This window comes from Aeromonas sp. R10-2 (genome assembly GCF_040908445.1).
Classification (GTDB): Bacteria; Pseudomonadota; Gammaproteobacteria; order Enterobacterales; family Aeromonadaceae; genus Aeromonas; species Aeromonas veronii.
Genome location: NZ_JBFODS010000102.1, coordinates 23,178 through 41,238, shown reverse-complemented (window position 1 = coordinate 41,238; position 18,061 = coordinate 23,178). Strand labels below are relative to the sequence as shown.

At 61.4% G+C, this 18,061-nt stretch carries 20 protein-coding genes and 1 riboswitch; of the genes, 9 read left to right on the top strand and 11 right to left on the bottom strand.

Annotated elements, in window-relative coordinates:
• The first annotated feature begins 15 nt into the window (after nucleotides 1-15).
• Together AB5Y97_RS20115 and gbpA are read left to right on the top strand one after the other, a co-directional pair.
• Nucleotides 16-1,698: a methyl-accepting chemotaxis protein gene (locus AB5Y97_RS20115; RefSeq protein WP_368158859.1), complete on the top strand. Its 1,683-nt coding sequence runs from the start codon at nucleotides 16-18 to the stop codon at nucleotides 1,696-1,698.
• A 264-nt stretch (nucleotides 1,699-1,962) separates the two neighbouring features.
• A riboswitch (cyclic di-GMP riboswitch) is annotated at nucleotides 1,963-2,048 on the top strand.
• A 65-nt stretch (nucleotides 2,049-2,113) separates the two neighbouring features.
• Nucleotides 2,114-3,535 carry an N-acetylglucosamine-binding protein GbpA gene (gbpA, locus tag AB5Y97_RS20110; RefSeq protein ID WP_201946997.1) on the top strand — a complete coding sequence of 474 codons (1,422 nt, stop codon included), beginning with the start codon at nucleotides 2,114-2,116 and terminating at the stop codon, nucleotides 3,533-3,535.
• Nucleotides 3,536-3,593: 58 nt separating this feature from the next.
• On the opposite strand, the gene cbl is transcribed toward gbpA, so the two are convergent.
• The 6 genes from cbl to AB5Y97_RS20080 form a co-directional block, all read right to left on the bottom strand.
• A complete protein-coding gene (gene cbl, locus AB5Y97_RS20105; RefSeq protein WP_201946995.1) occupies nucleotides 3,594-4,541 on the bottom strand; it encodes an HTH-type transcriptional regulator Cbl in 948 nt (315 codons plus the stop codon).
• A gap of 123 nt (nucleotides 4,542-4,664) precedes the next feature.
• Nucleotides 4,665-5,732, bottom strand: a complete 1,068-nt coding sequence (locus AB5Y97_RS20100; protein ID WP_201946990.1) for a sulfate/molybdate ABC transporter ATP-binding protein — start codon at nucleotides 5,730-5,732, stop codon at nucleotides 4,665-4,667.
• A 23-nt stretch (nucleotides 5,733-5,755) separates the two neighbouring features.
• Entirely contained in the window at nucleotides 5,756-6,646 is an 891-nt protein-coding gene (cysW, locus tag AB5Y97_RS20095) for a sulfate ABC transporter permease subunit CysW (protein WP_159164382.1), read from the bottom strand.
• The gene (gene cysT / locus AB5Y97_RS20090) at nucleotides 6,643-7,482 is read right to left on the bottom strand and encodes a sulfate ABC transporter permease subunit CysT (protein ID WP_201946986.1); all 840 of its coding nucleotides are present in this window, start codon (nucleotides 7,480-7,482) and stop codon (nucleotides 6,643-6,645) included. Before cysT ends, cysW begins: the two co-directional genes overlap by 4 nt.
• A gap of 271 nt (nucleotides 7,483-7,753) precedes the next feature.
• Nucleotides 7,754-8,329, bottom strand: coding sequence for an alpha/beta hydrolase (locus AB5Y97_RS20085; RefSeq protein WP_181269280.1), 576 nt, complete (start codon nucleotides 8,327-8,329; stop codon nucleotides 7,754-7,756).
• 56 nt (nucleotides 8,330-8,385) lie between these two features.
• Nucleotides 8,386-9,387 carry a sulfate ABC transporter substrate-binding protein gene (locus AB5Y97_RS20080; protein ID WP_201946985.1) on the bottom strand — a complete coding sequence of 334 codons (1,002 nt, stop codon included), beginning with the start codon at nucleotides 9,385-9,387 and terminating at the stop codon, nucleotides 8,386-8,388.
• A gap of 215 nt (nucleotides 9,388-9,602) precedes the next feature.
• Here AB5Y97_RS20080 and AB5Y97_RS20075 point away from each other — a divergent pair, with 215 nt between their 5' ends.
• From AB5Y97_RS20075 to AB5Y97_RS20060, 4 genes are all read left to right on the top strand, one after another.
• Nucleotides 9,603-10,865: a DUF4010 domain-containing protein gene (locus AB5Y97_RS20075; RefSeq protein WP_335876342.1), complete on the top strand. Its 1,263-nt coding sequence runs from the start codon at nucleotides 9,603-9,605 to the stop codon at nucleotides 10,863-10,865.
• Between the two features lie 86 nt (nucleotides 10,866-10,951).
• The gene (locus tag AB5Y97_RS20070) at nucleotides 10,952-11,542 is read left to right on the top strand and encodes a sugar O-acetyltransferase (RefSeq protein WP_335876341.1); all 591 of its coding nucleotides are present in this window, start codon (nucleotides 10,952-10,954) and stop codon (nucleotides 11,540-11,542) included.
• Complete coding sequence (locus AB5Y97_RS20065) at nucleotides 11,539-11,877, top strand: DUF1294 domain-containing protein (RefSeq protein ID WP_335828094.1); 339 nt, start codon at nucleotides 11,539-11,541, stop codon at nucleotides 11,875-11,877. The genes AB5Y97_RS20070 and AB5Y97_RS20065 overlap by 4 nt, the downstream gene beginning before the upstream one ends.
• 114 nt (nucleotides 11,878-11,991) lie before the next feature.
• A complete protein-coding gene (locus AB5Y97_RS20060; protein WP_041209029.1) occupies nucleotides 11,992-12,204 on the top strand; it encodes a hypothetical protein in 213 nt (70 codons plus the stop codon).
• A gap of 85 nt (nucleotides 12,205-12,289) precedes the next feature.
• On the opposite strand, the gene yrfG is transcribed toward AB5Y97_RS20060, so the two are convergent.
• A complete protein-coding gene (yrfG, locus tag AB5Y97_RS20055) occupies nucleotides 12,290-12,970 on the bottom strand; it encodes a GMP/IMP nucleotidase (protein ID WP_279498995.1) in 681 nt (226 codons plus the stop codon).
• 144 nt (nucleotides 12,971-13,114) lie between these two features.
• On the opposite strand from yrfG, the gene nudE reads away from it, so the two are divergent.
• Nucleotides 13,115-13,723: an ADP compounds hydrolase NudE gene (gene nudE / locus AB5Y97_RS20050; protein WP_198303860.1), complete on the top strand. Its 609-nt coding sequence runs from the start codon at nucleotides 13,115-13,117 to the stop codon at nucleotides 13,721-13,723.
• A gap of 37 nt (nucleotides 13,724-13,760) precedes the next feature.
• Complete coding sequence (cysQ, locus tag AB5Y97_RS20045; RefSeq protein ID WP_005357849.1) at nucleotides 13,761-14,573, top strand: 3'(2'),5'-bisphosphate nucleotidase CysQ; 813 nt, start codon at nucleotides 13,761-13,763, stop codon at nucleotides 14,571-14,573.
• Here the strand turns inward: cysQ and AB5Y97_RS20040 are convergent.
• Nucleotides 14,570-14,887: a hypothetical protein gene (locus AB5Y97_RS20040; protein WP_201946978.1), complete on the bottom strand. Its 318-nt coding sequence runs from the start codon at nucleotides 14,885-14,887 to the stop codon at nucleotides 14,570-14,572. The two genes, cysQ and AB5Y97_RS20040, sit on opposite strands and share 4 nt — an antisense overlap.
• A 123-nt stretch (nucleotides 14,888-15,010) precedes the next feature.
• On the opposite strand from AB5Y97_RS20040, the gene AB5Y97_RS20035 reads away from it, so the two are divergent.
• Nucleotides 15,011-16,282, top strand: a complete 1,272-nt coding sequence (locus AB5Y97_RS20035) for an aromatic amino acid transport family protein (RefSeq protein ID WP_201946976.1) — start codon at nucleotides 15,011-15,013, stop codon at nucleotides 16,280-16,282.
• A 69-nt stretch (nucleotides 16,283-16,351) separates the two neighbouring features.
• Here the strand turns inward: AB5Y97_RS20035 and AB5Y97_RS20030 are convergent, their stop codons facing one another.
• The 3 genes from AB5Y97_RS20030 to metJ form a co-directional block, all read right to left on the bottom strand.
• Nucleotides 16,352-16,690: a tRNA-binding protein gene (locus AB5Y97_RS20030; protein ID WP_033113988.1), complete on the bottom strand. Its 339-nt coding sequence runs from the start codon at nucleotides 16,688-16,690 to the stop codon at nucleotides 16,352-16,354.
• Between the two features lie 72 nt (nucleotides 16,691-16,762).
• Nucleotides 16,763-17,497, bottom strand: a complete 735-nt coding sequence (locus AB5Y97_RS20025) for an AraC family transcriptional regulator (RefSeq protein WP_201946974.1) — start codon at nucleotides 17,495-17,497, stop codon at nucleotides 16,763-16,765.
• Between the two features lie 41 nt (nucleotides 17,498-17,538).
• Nucleotides 17,539-17,862, bottom strand: a complete 324-nt coding sequence (gene metJ / locus AB5Y97_RS20020; protein ID WP_005340251.1) for a met regulon transcriptional regulator MetJ — start codon at nucleotides 17,860-17,862, stop codon at nucleotides 17,539-17,541.
• Nucleotides 17,863-18,061: the final 199 nt, after the last annotated feature.

The window sequence follows — 18,061 nt, the reverse complement described above, 5'->3', positions numbered from 1 at the left end:
AATGAGGGTTTAGTCATGTTCAAGCTCGGTGATATTACCGTGAGCCGCAAATTGATTTTGCTGCTCGCACTGGCGTTTGTCGGTTTTGTCTCGCTGCTGCTTATCTCGGCCAACGCGCTCCAGCGTAATCTGATGAGCGAGCGAGAGGCGCGGCTCAATGCGGTACTGGAGCAGGCCATGAGCCAGATCCAGTTTCTGGCCAGCACCCTGCCAGCAGAGCAGGCTCAGCAGGAGGCTCGCAAGCTGCTGACCAACACCCGCTTTGATGGCAACAACTATTTGTTCGTCATCGACGAGAACCGCACCATGGTGGTTCACCCCATCCGCCCCGAACTGGTCGGGCAGAAGATGGGTGAAGGGGGTGCCGCCACCACCGGGCAGTTCTGGTATCAGATGGTGGATATCGCCAAAGGGGGCAAACAGGGCACCCTGCAATATGTCTGGACAGGCCCATCGGGCGAAACCGCCGACAAGCTCTCCATGGTATCCGGCTATCAGCCCTGGGGCTGGATCCTCGGTTCCGGCATGCTGCTGCAGGATATTCAGCAGACTATCTGGGCCCAGTACATGAAGATGGGGACCGCCACCGCTATCGTGATCCTGCTGATGGGGCTGCTGGGCTGGCGCATCACCCACTCCATCGTCTCCCCCCTCAGCCAGATCAACCACGCCATGCAACGGGTCGCCAAGGGGGATCTGGTGGTGAGCATCCCGGTACAGGGCAAGGATGAGCTGGGAGTGGTCGCCCGCTGCACCAACCAGAGTCTCGATGCCATCCGTCACGCCCTGCTGGAGGCCAGCCAAGGGGCCCGCAACGTGGCGGATGCCGCCCTGCGCATCGCCGCCTCTGCCGAGCAGACCAATCAGGCGGTCACCAGCCAGCGGGATCAGCTGGCCCAGCTCGCTACCGCCATGAACGAGATGAGCGCCACCATCTCCGATGTGGCCGGACACGCCGAAAATACCGCGCGGGATACCCAGGAAGCGACCGGTGAAGCCGGGCTCGGCAACCGCGACGTTCACGCCAGCGTGCACGGCATCAAGGCGCTGGCTACCGAGGTGGAGCAGGCCACCCAGCAGGTCAACCAGCTCAAGGAGGGGGTGATGCAGATCAGCGAAGTGACCGCTGTCATCAGCGCCATTTCGGAGCAGACCAACCTGCTGGCCCTCAACGCCGCCATCGAGGCAGCCCGTGCCGGTGAGCAGGGCCGCGGCTTTGCCGTGGTGGCCGACGAGGTGCGCCAGCTGGCCAGCCGCACTCGCCAATCCACCGAGGAGATCCAGAGCACCATTGCCCAGCTGCAGCAACGGGCCGTCACCGCCGCCAACGCCATGGATACCAGCCGCAAACTGGCAGAGAGCAGCGTCAACCAGTCCCAGCAGGCGGGGCAGGATCTCACCCTGATCGTCAACCACATCCAGCATGTGAGCGACATGGCGACCCAGATCGCTACCGCCGCCGAGCAGCAGAGCATGGTGGCCGAGGATATGAACCGCAACGTCAGCGGCATCAACGACTCGGCGCTGGAGATGTCACAGTCCGCCTCGCAACTGGCGCAGGAGAGCGAGCTGCTGGCCGGTCTCTCCCGCAGCCTGGATGAGCGGCTTGCGGTGTTCAAACTGGGCAAGGAGTCAGCTACAGCGCCAATGATGGCTCCCGTATCTCCCTCCTCTGGAGAACAGCGCGCCCGTCATTGATGGCGTCAACCCGTGTCGCCTTGCCACCCGACCTGCCAGCCCAGCTGGCAGGTTTTTTTACGCCGCTAACACGCAGTCAGCATGCATCTTATCGGCATCTTCAACGTTAATCGGCGCCATTCACAGATAAGAGAACAATTTAAAAACAGCCAGTTAGAATGATTTGCGCGCCATTTGATGATGCGTTTAAACATTTAACTTCAAATAATTAATCAATGCGGTGCACAATGCTGATGGCCGAACATTTGGCCCATCACTAACCATCTAGTCATTTGGCAAACTGACCGAAAGGTCGGGACGCAAAGCCTCCGGTCTACAGACGTTTTGTCCAGGATAGCGGGGTTGCCACACGCAAGTGTGCATCGGGGAACTCCCCGGCCAACTGACTGCCCACATCTATCGAACAGAGGAATGTATGGCAGCAAAAATCCAACTCCATCACATCGCAGCGGTGCTGGCTCTGCTGGCCAGCGGCAGCGCCCTGGCTCATGGCTACATCAGCCAGCCAGAGAGCCGCAACTATCTGTGCAAAACCGGCGGCAACAGCCAGTGTGGCGGCGTGCAGTGGGAACCCCAGAGCGTGGAGGGCCCATCAGGCTTCCCGCAAACCGGCCCGCAGGATGGTCAAATCGCCTCGGCGGGCAGCCCGCGCTGGAGCGAGCTGAACATCCAGACCAGCGACCGCTGGACCAAGCGTGAAGTACAGCCCGGCCCCTTCGCCATCAGCTGGACCTTCACCGCAAACCACGTCACCCGCAACTGGCGCTACTACCTCACCAAGCAGGACTGGAACCCCAACCAGCCGCTCACCCGTGCCTCGTTTGACCTTAATCCCTTCTGCGTCATCGATGGCAACATGGTACAGCCGCCCAAGCAGGTGACCCATAACTGTATCCTGCCGGAGCGCACCAGTTATCAAGTGATCCTCGGCGTGTGGGAAGTGGGCGACACCAGCAACAGCTTCTACAACATCATCGATGCCAAGTTCAAAGATGGTAGTCAGCCGCCGCTGGAGTGGAGCCAGGCAGGCACCATCTACCCCTCCATCGACCTCGCAGTGGGTGACAAGGCGATGACCCGGGTATTCGATGCCAACGGCGAGCGCCCCGATCTGCAGACCGTGTTGACCATCACCACCGCCGAGCAGGGCCAGAAGAACAACTGGGCCCATGCCCTCGCCAGCAAGATCAACGCCGAGCAGAGCCTGATCCGCGCCGGTCAGCAAGGAGCCGATGGCCAGTTCAATCCGATCTACGGCATGAACCCCGTCTATCTGCATCGAGACAGCAAACTGGATCGAGTCGAGATTGACCTGCAACAGCTGCAGCCGCCGGTAGTGGACAGCATCAGCGTCAGCGGTCTGGCCAGCGACTATGTGCTGGAAAACGGCAAGACAACTCTCGATTTCACCGTCACCGCACAGGGCGATCTGGCCGTCTCCAACACCCTCTATGACCACGGCGGCGTGGCCAAGGGTGAAAGCAGTGCAGATATCCAAGACAGCAGCCACTCCTTTACCATGGCGCTGGAAGGGCTCAAGGCAGGTCACCACCAGCTGGTGATCAAGGCCACCCCGAAAGCGGGCGGCGAGACCATCCAGCAGACCATGGATCTGATGTTCAAGGATCAGAGCAGCGGCGAATATGACTTCGTCTTCCCGAACAACATCAAGTCCTACACCGCCGGTACCAAGGTTCAGCAGCCGAAAAATGGCAAGGTCTATCAGTGCAAGCCCTTCCCCTACAGCGGCTACTGCCAGCAGTGGACCACCACTGCCACCCAGTACGAGCCGGGTATCGGCTCCCACTGGCAGATGGCGTGGGATGAAGTGAAGTAACTCGCCACCGGATAGCAAAAGGGGAGCCATTGGCTCCCCTTCTGTCATCTCTTCCGATTCAAATCTGGAAGTCGAGGGCGGGCTCGCAGCCCATGGCGCGGGCCTGTATATCCGCCAGCGCCAGCTCGGGGTTACAGAGCTGGATAAACTGCCAAGCGAAGTTGTGATGGAACTGCCCCTGCTTGAGGCCAATCCAGGCGGTGTGCGGGGCAAACAGATGGCTGCCGTCAAGCTGCACCAGTCCCTGATCCCGCAGGGCATCGAACGCCATATCGGCCAGAATGCCGACCCCCATCTCCAGCTCGACGTAGGTCTTGATGACATCTGAGTCCTGCGCCGTCAACAGGATCTGCGGCTCGATGCCCGCCTCGGCAAAGGCTTCGTCCACCCGCACCCGCCCGGTCAACCCTGCTTGATAGGTGATGATGGGCCAGTTGGCCAGCGCCGCCAGCGTCAGCTCACTCTCGCCAGCGAGAGGGTGCTGCTCGGGTACCACGATATTGTGGTGCCAGCGGTAGTAGGGAAATGCCACCACCCCTTCGCTCTTGTCGAGCTGCTCGCTGCTGATGCCGATATCCACCTCGCCGGTCTGTACCAGCCGCACTATCTCCTCCGGGCTGCCCTGACGAAGCTCCAGCTGTACCAGCGGGAACTGCTCGCGAAACGCCTTCACCACCCGCGGCAGGGCATAGCGGGCCTGGGTATGGGTGGTCGCCACCAGCAAGCGGCCCGAGTCGCGGTTGGCAAAGGTGCTGGCCAGTTTGCGGATGTTGTTGGCGTCATTGAGAATGCGCTCGGCAATCACCAGCAGCTCCTTGCCAGGCTCGGTCATACCGAGCAGCCGCTTGCCGTAGCGGATAAAGAGCTCGATACCGAGCTCCTCTTCCAGCTCGCGGATATGGCGACTCACCCCGGATTGCGAGGTAAAAAGGGCATTGGCCACCTCGGTCAGGTTGTAATCCCGCCGCGCTGCCTCCCGGATAATACGTAACTGCTGAAAATTCACCTTGTCGCCTCCTGCGAAGGGTGGGCGACACAAGCTGGTCACCCCCCTCATTTTTGTTATATGGCCGGGATCACGCCCAGCTAACAGCCTGAACCGGGCGGCCACACCGCCCGCAACACAGCATCAAATCTGGTAGTCGGGATAGAACTGCGCCTGTCTGGCCACCAGCTTCACCCCCTGCCCCGGCGCAAACAGCTTGGCTGCCTCTTTGGTCAGCTCCGCCTCGTAATGGGCACCTTTGGTCTCACCGTCACCACGCAGCTCCACCCGAATGCGTGGCCCCATGGGCAGCAGACGGGTGATGGTGGCGCGGATCCCGCCCGGCGCATCGGCTGGCAAAATATCCAGTTCATGGGGACGGACATAGGCGATGGCGGCACTGCCGTGAGCAAGATGAGAAGCCGACGGCCCGCCGAGCAGCTGCTCGCCGACACCGAATCCCTGCTCCGCCACCCGACCGCGGAACTGGTTCACGCTGCCAAGAAAGCTGTGGACGAAGGAGCTGGCAGGCTGGTCGTAGACCTCGGCCGGGGTGCCGATCTGCTCGACCCGTCCGGCGTTCATCAGCACTACCCGATCCGCTACCTCCAAGGCTTCTTCCTGATCGTGAGTCACAAACAGGCTGGTGACGTGCAGCTCGTCGTGCAGCTCGCGCAGCCAGCGGCGCAGCTCCTTGCGCACTTGAGCATCGAGGGCACCGAAGGGCTCGTCCAAGAGCAGTACCTTGGGCTGTACCGCCAGCGCGCGGGCCAGCGCGACCCGCTGACGCTGGCCGCCGGAGAGCTGGGTCGGATAGCGCTCGGCCACGTGGCTAAGCTGTACCAGATCAAGCAGCTCCTTGACCCGGGCGCGAATGGCCGCCTCGGCCGGGCGCTCACTGCGCGGTTTGACCCGCAGGCCAAACGCCACGTTCTCGAACACCGTCATATGGCGAAACAGGGCATAGTGCTGGAACACGAAGCCGACGTTGCGCTCGCGCACATGGAGATCCGAGGCGTCCTCACCGCGGATGATCACGCTGCCACTGTCGGCCTGCTCCAGCCCGGCGATGATCCGCAGCAGGGTGGTTTTGCCACAGCCGGAGGGGCCAAGCAGGGCCACCAGCTCACCGTCGTGAAAGTCGAGGTTGATGTCTGCCAGCGCCGCGTACTGATTGAAATGCTTGTTGAGTTGTTGAACCTGAATGCTCATGGCTGCCTCTTTAAAACGGTGATTCAGTGAGATTTGGTGGGCTGGGCACGCAGCCGGGCCAACAGGGTTTCACCCAGCAGGGTGAAGATCCCGAACAGAGCCAAGAGGCTTGCCACCGCGAAGGCGGCGCCGGTCTGGTACTCGTTGTAGAGGATCTCGATATGCAGCGGCAGGGTATTGGTCTGGCCGCGAATATGACCGGAAACCACCGACACCGCGCCAAACTCCCCGACCGCGCGGGCGGTACAGAGCAGCAGGCCGTACATCAGGCTCCAGCGAATGCCGGGCAGGGTGACGCGCCAGAACATCTGCAGGCCGCTCGCCCCCAGCATGATGGCGGCTTCTTCCTCTTCCGGGCCGCGCGCCTCCATCTGGGGCAGCAGCTCGCGCACTACGAAGGGCACGGTAATGAAGGTGGTGGCCAGGATGATCCCCGGGGTGGCGAAGATGATCTTGATGTCGTGTTCGCTCAGCCAGTCACCGAACCAGCCGCGGCTGCCGAACATCAACACCAGCATCAGACCGGCGATCACCGGTGACACCGAGAAGGGCAGATCGATGATGGTGATGAGCAGCTGCCGACCGGGGAAGCGGAAACGGGCGATGGCCCAAGCCGCAGCAATCCCGAACAGCAGATTGAGGGGGACGGCGCAGAGCGTCACCAGCGCGGTCAGACCGAGGGCACTCAGAGCGTCCGGCTCGCTGATGGCGTGCCAGAAAAAAGCCAGCCCCGGCGTCAGCGCCTGAATAAAGACGGTTGCCAACGGCAGCAGCAACAGGGCGGCAAACCAGCAGAGACCAACCGTGATGAGCAGCCACTTGACCCACTGGGGTTCACGGATCACGACCGGCGCCTTGCGAGCGGGGGTCACCTCCACAGAGGCCGCCTCAATAGCGATAGCAGATGAACTCATATCCGGCTCCCTCCGATGCGAGACCAGCTCCAGGCCTGCAACTTGTTGATTAGCAGTAACAAAATGAACGAAATCAGCAGCATCACCACGGCGATGGCGGAGGCACCGGCGTAGTCATACTCCTCCAGGTGGCTCATGATCATCAGCGGCGCGATTTCGGAGACCATCGGCAGGTTACCGGCGATAAAGATGACCGAACCGTACTCCCCTACCCCGCGGGCAAACGCCAGCGCAAAGCCGGTGAGCAGGGCCGGGATCAGGGTCGGCCAGAGCACCCGGATAAAGGTCTGCCAGCGATCGGCGCCGAGGCTGGCAGCGGCCTCCTCCTGTTCGGTTTCAGCCTCCCGCAACACCGGCTGCAGGGTGCGCACCACAAACGGCAATCCGATAAAGGTGAGTGCGATAACGACGCCGATGGGGTTGTAGGCGAGCTGGATGCCGAGCGGCGCCAGCAATTGGCCGATCCAGCCATTGGGGGCGAAGATGGCGCACAGGGCGATGCCGGAAACGGCGGTCGGCATGGCGAATGGCAGGTCGATCAGCGCATCCACCAGACGACGACCGGGAAAGGTGTAGCGCACCAGCACCCAGGCCAGGATCAGACCGAACAGGGCGTTGAGCAGCGCCGCCACCAGGGCAGCCCCGAAGCTCAGACGAAAGGAGGCGAGCACCCGCGGCGAACCGATCACCTGCCAGAACTCGGCCAGGGTCAGATTGTTCACCGCGAACAGCACCAGCGCCGAGAGCGGCAACAGCACCAGCAGGCCCAGATAGAGCAGGCTGAACCCCAAGGTGGGGCCAAAACCGGGCAGGACAGAATAAGAACCAAATCGCATAACACATCCATCTGTTATGAATAATTTTCGATATGGTGATTCTGCTCACTCCCCTCATCGGCAACAAACATCAATTGCGACTTTGCTAATCACTTTTTTGTCTAACCGCAGAGTCACAAGGCTCTTGGCGCACTCCAAATAAAAAAAGGTCTTTTATATAAATAAAAGACCTAAGAAATGGAGCAATACGGAGCGGAGCATTCAAAGAACGGGGGCATGGAGTAGCCAGCGAACAGCGCGCTCGCCAACCCTCCAACCACTTCACAGATACCTAGCGAAAGCCCAGTACGACCGGCCGGGACGATGCGGTCTTGACCGGTGCCACCACCAGCTCACCACGGCGGTAGAGTGCCCCCAGCAAATGCAGCCCCTGATGCCAGTCCCCATGACCTGACTGGGCATTGATATGGCCCGCCTCACCGGCATCGAACAGCGGCACCTGCCACTGACGGCTCCAGTATTCGACCCGTTCAAAGCTCATCCAGGGATCATTGCGGCTGGCCACCAGCTGGGCCGATACCTGCAGCGGCCCGGCCAAGGCCTCATCCGCAATACCAAAACGGTCAGGATCGGCGGGCGCCACCAGAAAGATCGAGGCCACCTTCTCCGGCTGCAAGCGGGCCGCCGCGATGGCGGTCAGGGCGCCGAAGGAGTGAGCCACCAGATGGACCCGACTGCGGCGACGTTTCAGCTTGCTCGCCAGCTTGGCACTCCAGACCCTGAGGTCCGGCTTGTCCCACGGCAGCCCTGTCATCCGCTGCCATTGGGGAAAATGATCGTGCCAGCGGCTCTGCCAGTGATCCGGCCCACTGTTGTGCAGACCGGGAACCAGGAGGATCTTGTTCATCTTGGTGCTCCTATCGGCTGGCACAGGGGCCAGTTCAGTGATGGATAACGAAGCTATCAACGACCCGGCTGATAGATCTGGTCAAACAGACCGCCCTGGGCGAAGTGTTTCTTCTGGGCTTTCTCCCAATCCCCTTCCAGATCCTTGACGGTAAAGAAGGCAAGCTGCGGGAACTGGGTTGCCGTCTCCTTCAGGATCGCCGGGTTGCTGGGGCGATAGTGATGTTTGGCGACGATATGCTGCCCCTCGTCAGAGTAGAGATAATCGAGATAGGCCTTGGCCACCGCTTCGGTACCGTGCTTCCTGGCCACCTTGTCCACCACCGCGACCGGCGGCTCCGCCAGAATGGAGACCGAAGGCACCACCAGCTCGAACTTGTCGCTGGCACCCGCCTGACCAAGCACCAGCAGGGCTTCGTTCTCCCACGCCAGCAGCACGTCACCGAGACCACGCTCGGTAAAGCTGGTGGTGGCACCGCGGGCGCCTGAGTCCAGCACCTTCACGTTCTTGAAGAGATCGCCGACAAACTGCTTGGCCCCCTCTTCACTGCCGCTCTTCTTCAGGGCATAACCCCAGGCGGCCAGATAGTTCCAGCGGGCACCGCCGGAGGTCTTGGGATTGGGGGTCACGATGGCGACATCCTTGCGCACCAGATCATCCCAATCCTTGATCTGCTTGGGATTGCCCTTGCGCACCAGGAAGACAATGGTGGAGGTATAGGGCGAGGCGTTGTTGCCGAGGCGACTCTGCCAGTCGGCAGCGGTCAGCCCCTCCTTGGCGATGGCGTTGACATCGTAGGCCAGCGCCAGCGATACCACGTCGGCCTCCAGTCCATCCACCACAGCGCGGGCCTGCTTGCCGGAGCCACCGTGAGACTGGCTCACCACCACGTCGTCGCCGGTCTTCGCCTTCCACTCCTTGGCAAAGGCGGCGTTGTACTCCTGAAACAGCTCGCGGGTCGGATCGTAAGAGACGTTGAGCAGGCGGATCTCGGCGGCATTGGCCTGACCAAATGCCAGCAGAGAGAACAGGGTCAGGGCGGTCATTCGCAGTTTCATGGTGATACTCCATATCTTGTTGGGTTGAGAACAGCATGCCGTGGAGTTGTTATGCCCAGAAGAAAGAAATAACTCTTTGCTTATCTCTTTTGCTCATATCAGCTCAGCTACCCGCACCGGGAGCCGGACGCAGACTCTGTGAGCCATGCCCCTCTGCCCCCTTGCTCGCTGTGCCATCATGGGATCAGGCTGCAACGATGCGAAAGGAAGCCGCCATGTGGATCAATGCAGAACCGGTCAACGGAGCCCTGGTCTCGCTGGCCATCGGCCTGATTATCGGACTGGAGCGGGGCTGGCAGGTGCGCCAGCTGGGGGATAACCAGCGCATCGCCGGGATGCGTACCTACGGCCTCATCGGCCTGCTCGGCGGGGTGTGCGGTTTGCTGCTGCCCACCCTGGGCCCCTGGCTGCCGCTGCTCGGCCTGCTGGCGGTGGTGATCGGCTGCGGCCTCTCGGTCTGGCTGGCCCAGCGCTGGCAGGGGGAGTTTGGCCTCACCAGCTCGGTGGCCATGCTGCTCACCTACCTGCTCGGTCTGATGTCGGTGCTGCTGAGCCCGAGCGAGGCGGTGGCCTGCGCCGTACTGGCGGCCCTGCTGATGGGGCTCAAGGGCAAGATCCAGCAGGGGATGCTGTTTCTCAGCGAAACCGAGTTTCACGCCACCCTGCGCTTTCTGCTCATCTCGCTGGTGCTGCTGCCGGTGCTGCCCAACGAAGAGATGGGGCCGCTTGATGCCTTCAACCCCTTCAAGATCTGGCTGATGGTGGTGGTGATCGCCGGCATCTCGTTTTGTGGCCACTTCGCGGTGCGGCTGCTCGGCACCCGTGCCGGACTGGTGCTCACCAGCATACTGGCAGGACTGGCCTCCTCCACCGCCCTCACCCTGCAGTTCGCCCGCCTCAACAAGGAACAAGGGGGGCTGGAGCGACTGCTGGCTACCGGCATCCTGCTGGCGGGGGCCACCATGTGGTTGCGACTGCTGGTGCTGGTGTTGCTCATCCACAACGAGTTGGCGATGCGCCTCGCCGCCCCGCTCGTGTTGCTGGCGACCACGGTCTACGGTTTTGCCTTCTGGTTCTGGCGCCAGCGCGAGGAGCTGACTGACGGCCCGGTACAGCCGGAAACCAGCAACCCGCTCGATCTTGCCACCGCCATCAAGTTCGGCCTGCTGCTGGCGCTGATCGGCTTTATGGCAACGCTGCTGCAAGACAAGGTGGGCAACTCCGGGGTCTATCTGCTGTCGCTGGTGTCGGGGATCACCGATGTGGACGCCATCACGCTGTCGCTCTCCCAGCTTTCCCACAAGGAGCTGGCGCTGGAGGTCGCCGCTCGCGGCATTCTGCTAGCCGGGCTGGTCAACTCGCTGGTGAAGGGGCTGCTGGCCCTTGGCATCGGCGGTCGCAGTCTGGGGCTGCGGGTGCTGCTGCCCTACTTCGTCTCGGCCCTGCTGATCCTGCCCCTCGTCTGGCCCACAGGTTGACGGGGATCACCTGCAACAAGTGACAGACTGACGGCGCCCCTGAGAGTCACGTATACTGCCTGCTCTTGCAGCATGAGGAGGTAGCAATGGCGAGCGACTGGGACAAGGTACTGGCAGGCGGGGCACTGGATAGCCAGAGCGAGGAGATAGCCAACGACCGGATCCGCGGTCAGGCGCTGCTGGCCCGGCTCAATAGTTCATCGGCGGGAGATGGCCCTCTGCGCCAGCAGATTTGCCGCGAGCTCTTTGGCCACTGCCCCGACTCCTGCTGGATCAGCACGCCGTTCACCTGCGAATTCGGTCGCAACATTCATATCGGCGAGAAGACCTTCTTCAACTTCAACGTCACCATTCTCGATCTGGGTGAAGTGCATATCGGCAGCCATGTGCTGCTGGCCCCCAACGTGCAGATCTACACCGCCACCCACACCATGAACTATCTGGAACGACGCAACTGGACTGCCTACAACAAGCCTGTACGGATCGGCGATGACTGCTGGATCGGCGGCGGCGCCATCATCTGCCCCGGCGTCACCATAGGGCCGCGCTCCATCATAGGTGCCGGCGCCGTGGTCACCCGCGACATCCCGGCCGACTCGGTGGCAGTGGGCAATCCGGCCAGGGTGATCCGCACCCTCAAGCAGGATGAGGAGCGCTGCTGGGAGCTGGCTCAATGATGGCGCTGGCGCTGCTGCCACTGGGCTGGACCCTCTGGCTCGGCCTGGATGGTCAGCAGTGGTGGCCACTGGCCGCACTGCTGACCATGAGTCTGCTGACGCTGGCGGCCTACGCCTGGGACAAGCGACAGGCGGTGCGGGGCGAGTGGCGCATTCCCGAATCCCGCCTGCACCTGCTGGAGCTGTGCGGCGGCTGGCCGGGTGCACTGGTGGCCCGCCAGTGGCTGCGTCACAAGACCCAGAAGCGCAGCTACCGGCTGATCTTCTGGTTTATCGTGCTGCTGCACCTCACCCTGTGGGCGCTCTGGGTCGGTCGGCCACTCTGGCAGCAATAGCTGTCTACGTCACAAAGGGACAATGGGCCCCATTGCGGCCGCCCGGCGGCTGTGAGAAAACAGAGCAGATCTCATCAGCGTTTTCGCCGTCTATAGACGACAAGGAGTCGTGACATGACCATGTGGACAGGCATAGTCCTGATCGTATTTATCAGCGTATTGTTCGGATATCTCGGCAAGCGGGCTCGCTATCAGATGGGGGATGCCCGCATCACCGACCGCCTCGGCAGGCAGGATATGATCATCAGAGAGTTGCAGGAGCGGATCGCCAATCTGGAGGCGATCGTCATCGAGGAAGAGAAACGGCGCCCGTTCCGGGAGCTGTGATTTTTCGCCATCAGGCGTCAGATAACCAAAATTCAAATCAAAGAAAGAGGGCTGCATGATGCAGCCCTCTCTCGTTTCAACAAATTCAGATTGCCAGCGGCAGCAACTCGGCATAGTCGCGGATCGCCGGAAAAGCGGTGATGCTCTGCTCCGGCTTGCAGCTATCCGGATTCTGGATCGCCAGCTGATAGCCGATACCATAGTCGGCGGCGGCCCGCAGGATCCGCTCGCTGTCATCCACAAACAGGGTGCGGGCCGGATCGAACGCCAGCCGCTCGGCCAGCGCCTGCCAGCAGTGCTGGCTCTCCTTCGACCAGCCCAGCTCGTGGGTACTCACCATCAGATCCAGATGGTCGGCAAGACCGAGTTGCGCATCCTTCACCGACAGACTGGCGGGGTGAGCGTTGGTGAAAAGCACCAGCTGCTTGCCCGCGGCGCGCAGCTCGGCCAGAAAAGGGATGGCATGGGGACGCCACTGGATCTTCGCCAGCAGCTCCTGCTTGAGGGCGCGAATATCGAGCCCCAGGGTCTCGCTCCAGTAATCCACGCAGTACCAGTTGAGGGTGCCGTTGACGGCGTGATAGTGGACGTCGATCTGCGCTTTGGCTTCATCCAGCGGCAGACCGAGCCGCTCGGCGTAACGCTCCGGCACCAGCTGCTGCCAGAGGTGGTTGTCAAAATGCAGATCGATCAGGGTGCCATCCATATCGAGCAAGACGGTATTTATCTGGTGCCAGGGCAAGGTGATGGAGCGGGAGTGTGGCATCGGGCCTCTTGATCGCGGATCTCGGAAAACGGGGCGGCAGTATAACGGATTTTTCCTCCCCCTTTGCCATCCCTGGCCCGTGGTGTTCGGTGTGAGAGTCGTTTACTCTTGAAGCACGATTTTTTAACGAGCAGCTAGCGTCCGATGAGCGACCCCCACAAGAGCAAACCCGAGCACATCTCAGCCGACCAACTGGATCACCCCAAGAGCAAACCGGAGATCCTCAAGGCCGAGATCGTCGCCGAGAGTCGGCTGTTCAGAGTGGAGTCCCTCCACCTCAAGTTCTCCAATGGCGAAGAGCGGGTCTACGAGCGGATGCGCGGCGGCAACCGGGGTGCAGTCATGGTGGTGCCGCTGTTCGATGCCCACACCCTGCTGCTGGTGCGCGAATATGCCGCGGGCACCCACTCCTACGAGCTGGGCTTTCCCAAGGGGCTGATCGACCCGGGCGAAGATGCCTTCGAGGCAGGCAACCGGGAGCTGATGGAGGAGGCGGGCTTTGGCGCCAACAGCCTGACCCTGCTCAAGCAGGTGTCGCTGGCGCCCGGTTACTTCTCCAGCCGGATGGACATTTTGCTGGCCCGGGATCTCTTCCCCGAGCAGCGGATCGGCGACGAACCGGAGCCGCTGGAGGTGATCCCCTGGCCGCTGAACCGGATCGACGAATTGCTGGCGCGACCCGACTTCACCGAGTCGCGCAGCATCAGTGCCCTGCTCTTGGCCCAAAAGTGGCTGGCGGAGCAGGCAGAGTAGCCCGCAGACGGGCAGTTAACAGACAGAGGATAACGAGATGCAGGAGTTGTTGGCCTGGGTGCCGGGGGTCAAGGAGATTGCCCGCGAAGCCGGAAGGATCCTTCACGACATCTATCATGGCGGTCAGTTCGAGCGTCAGCTGAAGGAGGATGCGACCCCGGTCACCAGTGCCGATCTTGCTGCCGATGCCTACCTCAAACAGGCGCTCTCGGCGCTCACTCCCCACGTTCCCGTGCTGACCGAAGAGGCGGCCGACATCCCCTTCAGTCAGCGATCCAACTGGCGGCAGTACTGGCTGGTGGATCCCCTCGACGGTACCGGCGAATTTATCGCGGGTAGCGGCGATTTCGCCACCCTGATCGCCCTGGTGCGGGACAATGTGCCGGTGCTCGGGGTCATCTATGCTCCCGAGTCCAACGTGCTCTACTGGGCAGTGCGCGGCTACGGCGCCTTCAAGGAGGTGAATGGCGAGGTGTTGCCCATCAGCGCCATGCACCACGAGCATGACCAGCCCGACTCGCTGGTGGTCGCCATCAGCCGCCGCCAGAAGCTGGAGAACCTCACCCGCCGCCTCAACCCGGCCATCAACTACGAGCTGATCCCGCTTGGTTCCAGCTCCCTCAAATCCTGTCTGGTGGCGGAAGGGGCAGCCGATTGCTACGTAAGGCTCGGCCCCACCGGCGAGTGGGACACCGCCGCCGCCCAGTGCATCGTCGAGGCGGCCGGTGGCCGCATCCTCAGCCTGGCGTTGCAGCCACTCAGTTACAACGAAACCGAATCGCTGGAGAACCCTGACTTTATCGTGATGGGAGATCCGGATCTCGCCTGGGGCAACATTCTGGCCCACTAGGCGGATAGCGATATCATCACACCAGACAAGCAGGCGGCCCGATGGCCACCTGCTTTTTCAGGGAAGTTGCCCCGGGTGATGGCCGGTGTGATCCGCTGGTCAAGGCGCTCTTGAACAGCGTGATACGCTGGCAAAGCGGCAAAATGATAGTGAAACATCACAATCGGTCGGCGAGAAATGGTACGATTTTTCACGTAATTCTGAAAACACCTGATTAGCCAAAATAAAAAAATGACAGTGGATAAAATTTTGGTTTTATATTTCACAAAAATCACCAATATCAGTTTTGTTTCATTCTGCGATCCAGATTCCATTCCCAATCTCGCTGGCTAAACCCCGCAATGGCAGTGATATGTTTCAGTCTCGCTTTTTGAGAATTAAATCCCGATAAACCACAATGAACTCAGATTAAAACACTAACAAAAAGTGAATTAGTAATGAGTTTATCTGTAGAGGCTACCAAGGAGCTATCCGGTTCCGGCTCCACCACGTCCAGCACCACCCGCTGGCGCCGTCACGACACCCACTGGGTCATCAGTCTGTTTGGCACCGCCGTTGGCGCCGGCATCCTGTTCCTGCCCATCAATCTGGGCCTGGGCGGCATCTGGCCTCTCGTCATCGTCGCGGTACTGGCAGGTCCCATGACCTTCCTCGCCCACCGCGGGCTGGCGCGCTTCGTGCTTTCCTCGTCACGCCCCCACGCCGACTTCACCGAAGTGGCGGAGGAGCATTTCGGCAAAATGGCCGGTCGCCTCATCTCGGCGCTCTACTTCCTCTCCATCTTCCCGATCCTGCTCATCTACGGGGTCGGGCTGACCAACACGGTGGAGAGCTTCATGGTCAACCAGCTCGGCATGGCGACCCCGGATCGGGTGATGCTCTCCGGCGTGCTGGTGTTCGCCATGATCGCTGTGATGCTGGCGGGTGAGAAAGCGATGCTGCGCGCCTTCGCCTTTATGGTCTATCCGCTGGCGGCCATTCTGGCGGCCCTCTCCTGCTACCTGATCCCTCAGTGGCAGTGGCCGGAAGTGACCGCGTTTGAGGGAGTCAGCTTCCTCAATACCGTCTGGCTGGCGCTGCCGGTCACCGTGTTCGCCTTCAGCCACGCCGCCGCCATCTCCGGCTTTGCCAACGTGCAGCGTCGTGAATATGGCGAGCAGGCAGAAGCCAAGAGCGGCCTGATCCTGCGCAACACCACAGTAATGCTGGTAGGCTTCGTGCTGTTCTTCGTCTTCTCCTGCGTGCTGAGCCTCTCGCCAGCCCAACTGGCTGAAGCCAAGGCCCAGAACGTCTCCGTGCTCTCCTATCTCGCCAACATCACCGACAACCCGGTGATTGTGACTCTGGGGCCGCTCATTGCCTTTATCGCCATCAGCTCCTCCTTCCTCGGCCACTTCCTCGGTGCCCGTGAAAGCCTGAAAAGCCTGATCGCCAAGCCCACCGGCCTGCCGTTGGCCAAGGCGGACAAGCTGGGTATCGCCCTGATGTTCTTCGCCATCTGGGGTGCTGCAGTCATCAACCCGGGCATTCTGGGGCTGATGGAGACCCTTTCCGGCCCGGTCATCGCCATGATCCTGTTCATCATGCCGGTGATTGCCATCTACAAGGTGGAGGCGCTGGCCCGCTTCCGTCACGGATGGACCAACGGCTTTATCCTGCTGACCGGTTCGCTGGCGGTATCGGCGCTGATCTTCAGCCTGTTGAAGTAACGGCGAGCAACAAGCAAAAAAGAGAGGCGACCCCGGGGTCGCCTCTCTTGTCTCTGTTCGGGTGTGAACTCAGCCCAGCTTGGCGCCGTTCTCCACGGCCTGCTCGGGAATAGCCATCACTACGGCGCCATCCGGCCGATAGAAACCGGTCAGCAGAAACTCCGACTGAAACGGGCCGATCTGCTTGGTCGGGAAGTTGACTACGGCGATGATCTGGCGGCCCACCAGCTGCTCTGGCTGGTAGAGCGCGGTGATCTGGGCACTGCTCTTGCGTATCCCCAGCTCGGGGCCAAAATCCGCCCACACCTTGTAGGCCGGTTTGCGCGCCTCGGGGAACGGCTCGACCCGCACCAGAGTGCCCACCCTCAGCTCCACCATCTCGAAATCCTGCCAGCTAATCGTCTCCATTTTGGCTCCTGTTTATCGTGCACCTTGCATGACCCGCAGCATGGCCCAAATAGAGCATCCCGTCTTCGGCGATCAGCCGTTTCGTTGCGGCAGGTGGCCGTTTTGCTGGCGCCAGAGGGACGGAGTGAGCCCGGTCTCACTCAGGAAGCGCTCGCCGAAGGCCCCCTGATTCTGGTAGCCGCAGCGGCTGGCAATCTCGCCAACGGGCAGTTGCGTACCGGCAAGCAGGGTGCGCGCCCGCGCCATGCGCCGACTGCGAATGTAGTGGGAGACGCTCACCCCCAACTGCTGGCGAAAAGCGAGCTTGAACTGGCTCTGGCCAAGGCAGGCGATGGCGGCGAGTTGCTGATTGGTCAGCGGGGCGGCGAGGTTGGCATCGATATGGCGCTGCACCTTGAGGATGCGAGCGGCAAGGCGTGGAATGGCTGCTCTCTGCATCCCCTGCCCTTCAGCCAGCAGGGAGAGCCACACCTGCTCCATGCCCGCCACCTGCCGCCCCTCGGCCACCATGCGGTGCAGAAACGCGAGGTAGTGGCGCTGGGGCTCATCCAGCTCGATAAAGGGGCAGGCCGCCAGATCCCCGGGTAGCCAGTCGCTCTCCTGCACCAGAAACGAAAGCGCGGGATCGGCGGCATAATCGTGCCGCTCGCCGGGGGCGATGACGCAGGCAGAACCGGGGGCAAGCCTGCGCCCCCGGCCCTGCACCTCGATCTCGAGGGGGCCGTCGAGGGGGATCACCAGCTGGGCAAAGTCGTGGCTATGGCTGCAGACGTGGTGGTGATAGTGGCGCAGGCTGAAGCGGGACATGGCAGATAGCAATGACGCGGCCAGGGCCGCGTCATTGGGGATTATTCCTTGTCGAAATCTTCGATCTCTTTGCCCAGCGCTTCCATGATGGCACGCGCTTCGGCCGGGACGCTGTCCGGTTGATCCTTGCGCAAGTCTTCGTCGCAAGGGAGCGGCTGGCCGGTGAAAGCGTGCAGGAAGGCTTCACAGAGCAGCTCGCTGTTGGTCGCATGACGCAGGTTGTTCACCTGACGGCGGGTGCGCTCATCGGTCAACACTTTCAACACCTTGAGCGGGATCGAGACGGTAATCTTCTTGACCTGTTCGCTCTTCTTACCGTGTTCCGCGTAGGGGCTGACGTAGTCGCCGTTCCACTCTGTTCCCATGACTCACCTGTTCTCATTTAGCCGTGAGCGCGGATTTTAACCCTTAAGGAAATTAATGGCAATCCAACAGCAAAGCCATTTGGACGTCTGGAAGTGTTGACGGCTTTTTTAAGCTGGCGTAGTGTGGTTGACCATGAGCCCGCAATGGCGGGATGGCGCGTGGCAGCAAGATGCCTGCGTGTAAAGAGACATCAAGGAG

Coding starts and splice junctions, on each gene's coding strand:
- AB5Y97_RS20115 (WP_368158859.1), top strand. CDS start 16: ATGTTCAAGCTCGGTGATATTACCGTGAGCCGCAAATTGATTTTGCTG.
- gbpA (WP_201946997.1), top strand. CDS start 2,114: ATGGCAGCAAAAATCCAACTCCATCACATCGCAGCGGTGCTGGCTCTG.
- AB5Y97_RS20100 (WP_201946990.1), bottom strand. CDS start 5,732: ATGAGCATTCAGGTTCAACAACTCAACAAGCATTTCAATCAGTACGCG.
- cysW (WP_159164382.1), bottom strand. CDS start 6,646: ATGAGTTCATCTGCTATCGCTATTGAGGCGGCCTCTGTGGAGGTGACC.
- cysT (WP_201946986.1), bottom strand. CDS start 7,482: ATGCGATTTGGTTCTTATTCTGTCCTGCCCGGTTTTGGCCCCACCTTG.
- AB5Y97_RS20085 (WP_181269280.1), bottom strand. CDS start 8,329: ATGAACAAGATCCTCCTGGTTCCCGGTCTGCACAACAGTGGGCCGGAT.
- AB5Y97_RS20080 (WP_201946985.1), bottom strand. CDS start 9,387: ATGAAACTGCGAATGACCGCCCTGACCCTGTTCTCTCTGCTGGCATTT.
- AB5Y97_RS20075 (WP_335876342.1), top strand. CDS start 9,603: ATGTGGATCAATGCAGAACCGGTCAACGGAGCCCTGGTCTCGCTGGCC.
- AB5Y97_RS20070 (WP_335876341.1), top strand. CDS start 10,952: ATGGCGAGCGACTGGGACAAGGTACTGGCAGGCGGGGCACTGGATAGC.
- AB5Y97_RS20065 (WP_335828094.1), top strand. CDS start 11,539: ATGATGGCGCTGGCGCTGCTGCCACTGGGCTGGACCCTCTGGCTCGGC.
- AB5Y97_RS20060 (WP_041209029.1), top strand. CDS start 11,992: ATGACCATGTGGACAGGCATAGTCCTGATCGTATTTATCAGCGTATTG.
- yrfG (WP_279498995.1), bottom strand. CDS start 12,970: ATGCCACACTCCCGCTCCATCACCTTGCCCTGGCACCAGATAAATACC.
- nudE (WP_198303860.1), top strand. CDS start 13,115: ATGAGCGACCCCCACAAGAGCAAACCCGAGCACATCTCAGCCGACCAA.
- cysQ (WP_005357849.1), top strand. CDS start 13,761: ATGCAGGAGTTGTTGGCCTGGGTGCCGGGGGTCAAGGAGATTGCCCGC.
- AB5Y97_RS20040 (WP_201946978.1), bottom strand. CDS start 14,887: ATGGAATCTGGATCGCAGAATGAAACAAAACTGATATTGGTGATTTTT.
- AB5Y97_RS20035 (WP_201946976.1), top strand. CDS start 15,011: ATGAGTTTATCTGTAGAGGCTACCAAGGAGCTATCCGGTTCCGGCTCC.
- AB5Y97_RS20030 (WP_033113988.1), bottom strand. CDS start 16,690: ATGGAGACGATTAGCTGGCAGGATTTCGAGATGGTGGAGCTGAGGGTG.
- AB5Y97_RS20025 (WP_201946974.1), bottom strand. CDS start 17,497: ATGTCCCGCTTCAGCCTGCGCCACTATCACCACCACGTCTGCAGCCAT.
- metJ (WP_005340251.1), bottom strand. CDS start 17,862: ATGGGAACAGAGTGGAACGGCGACTACGTCAGCCCCTACGCGGAACAC.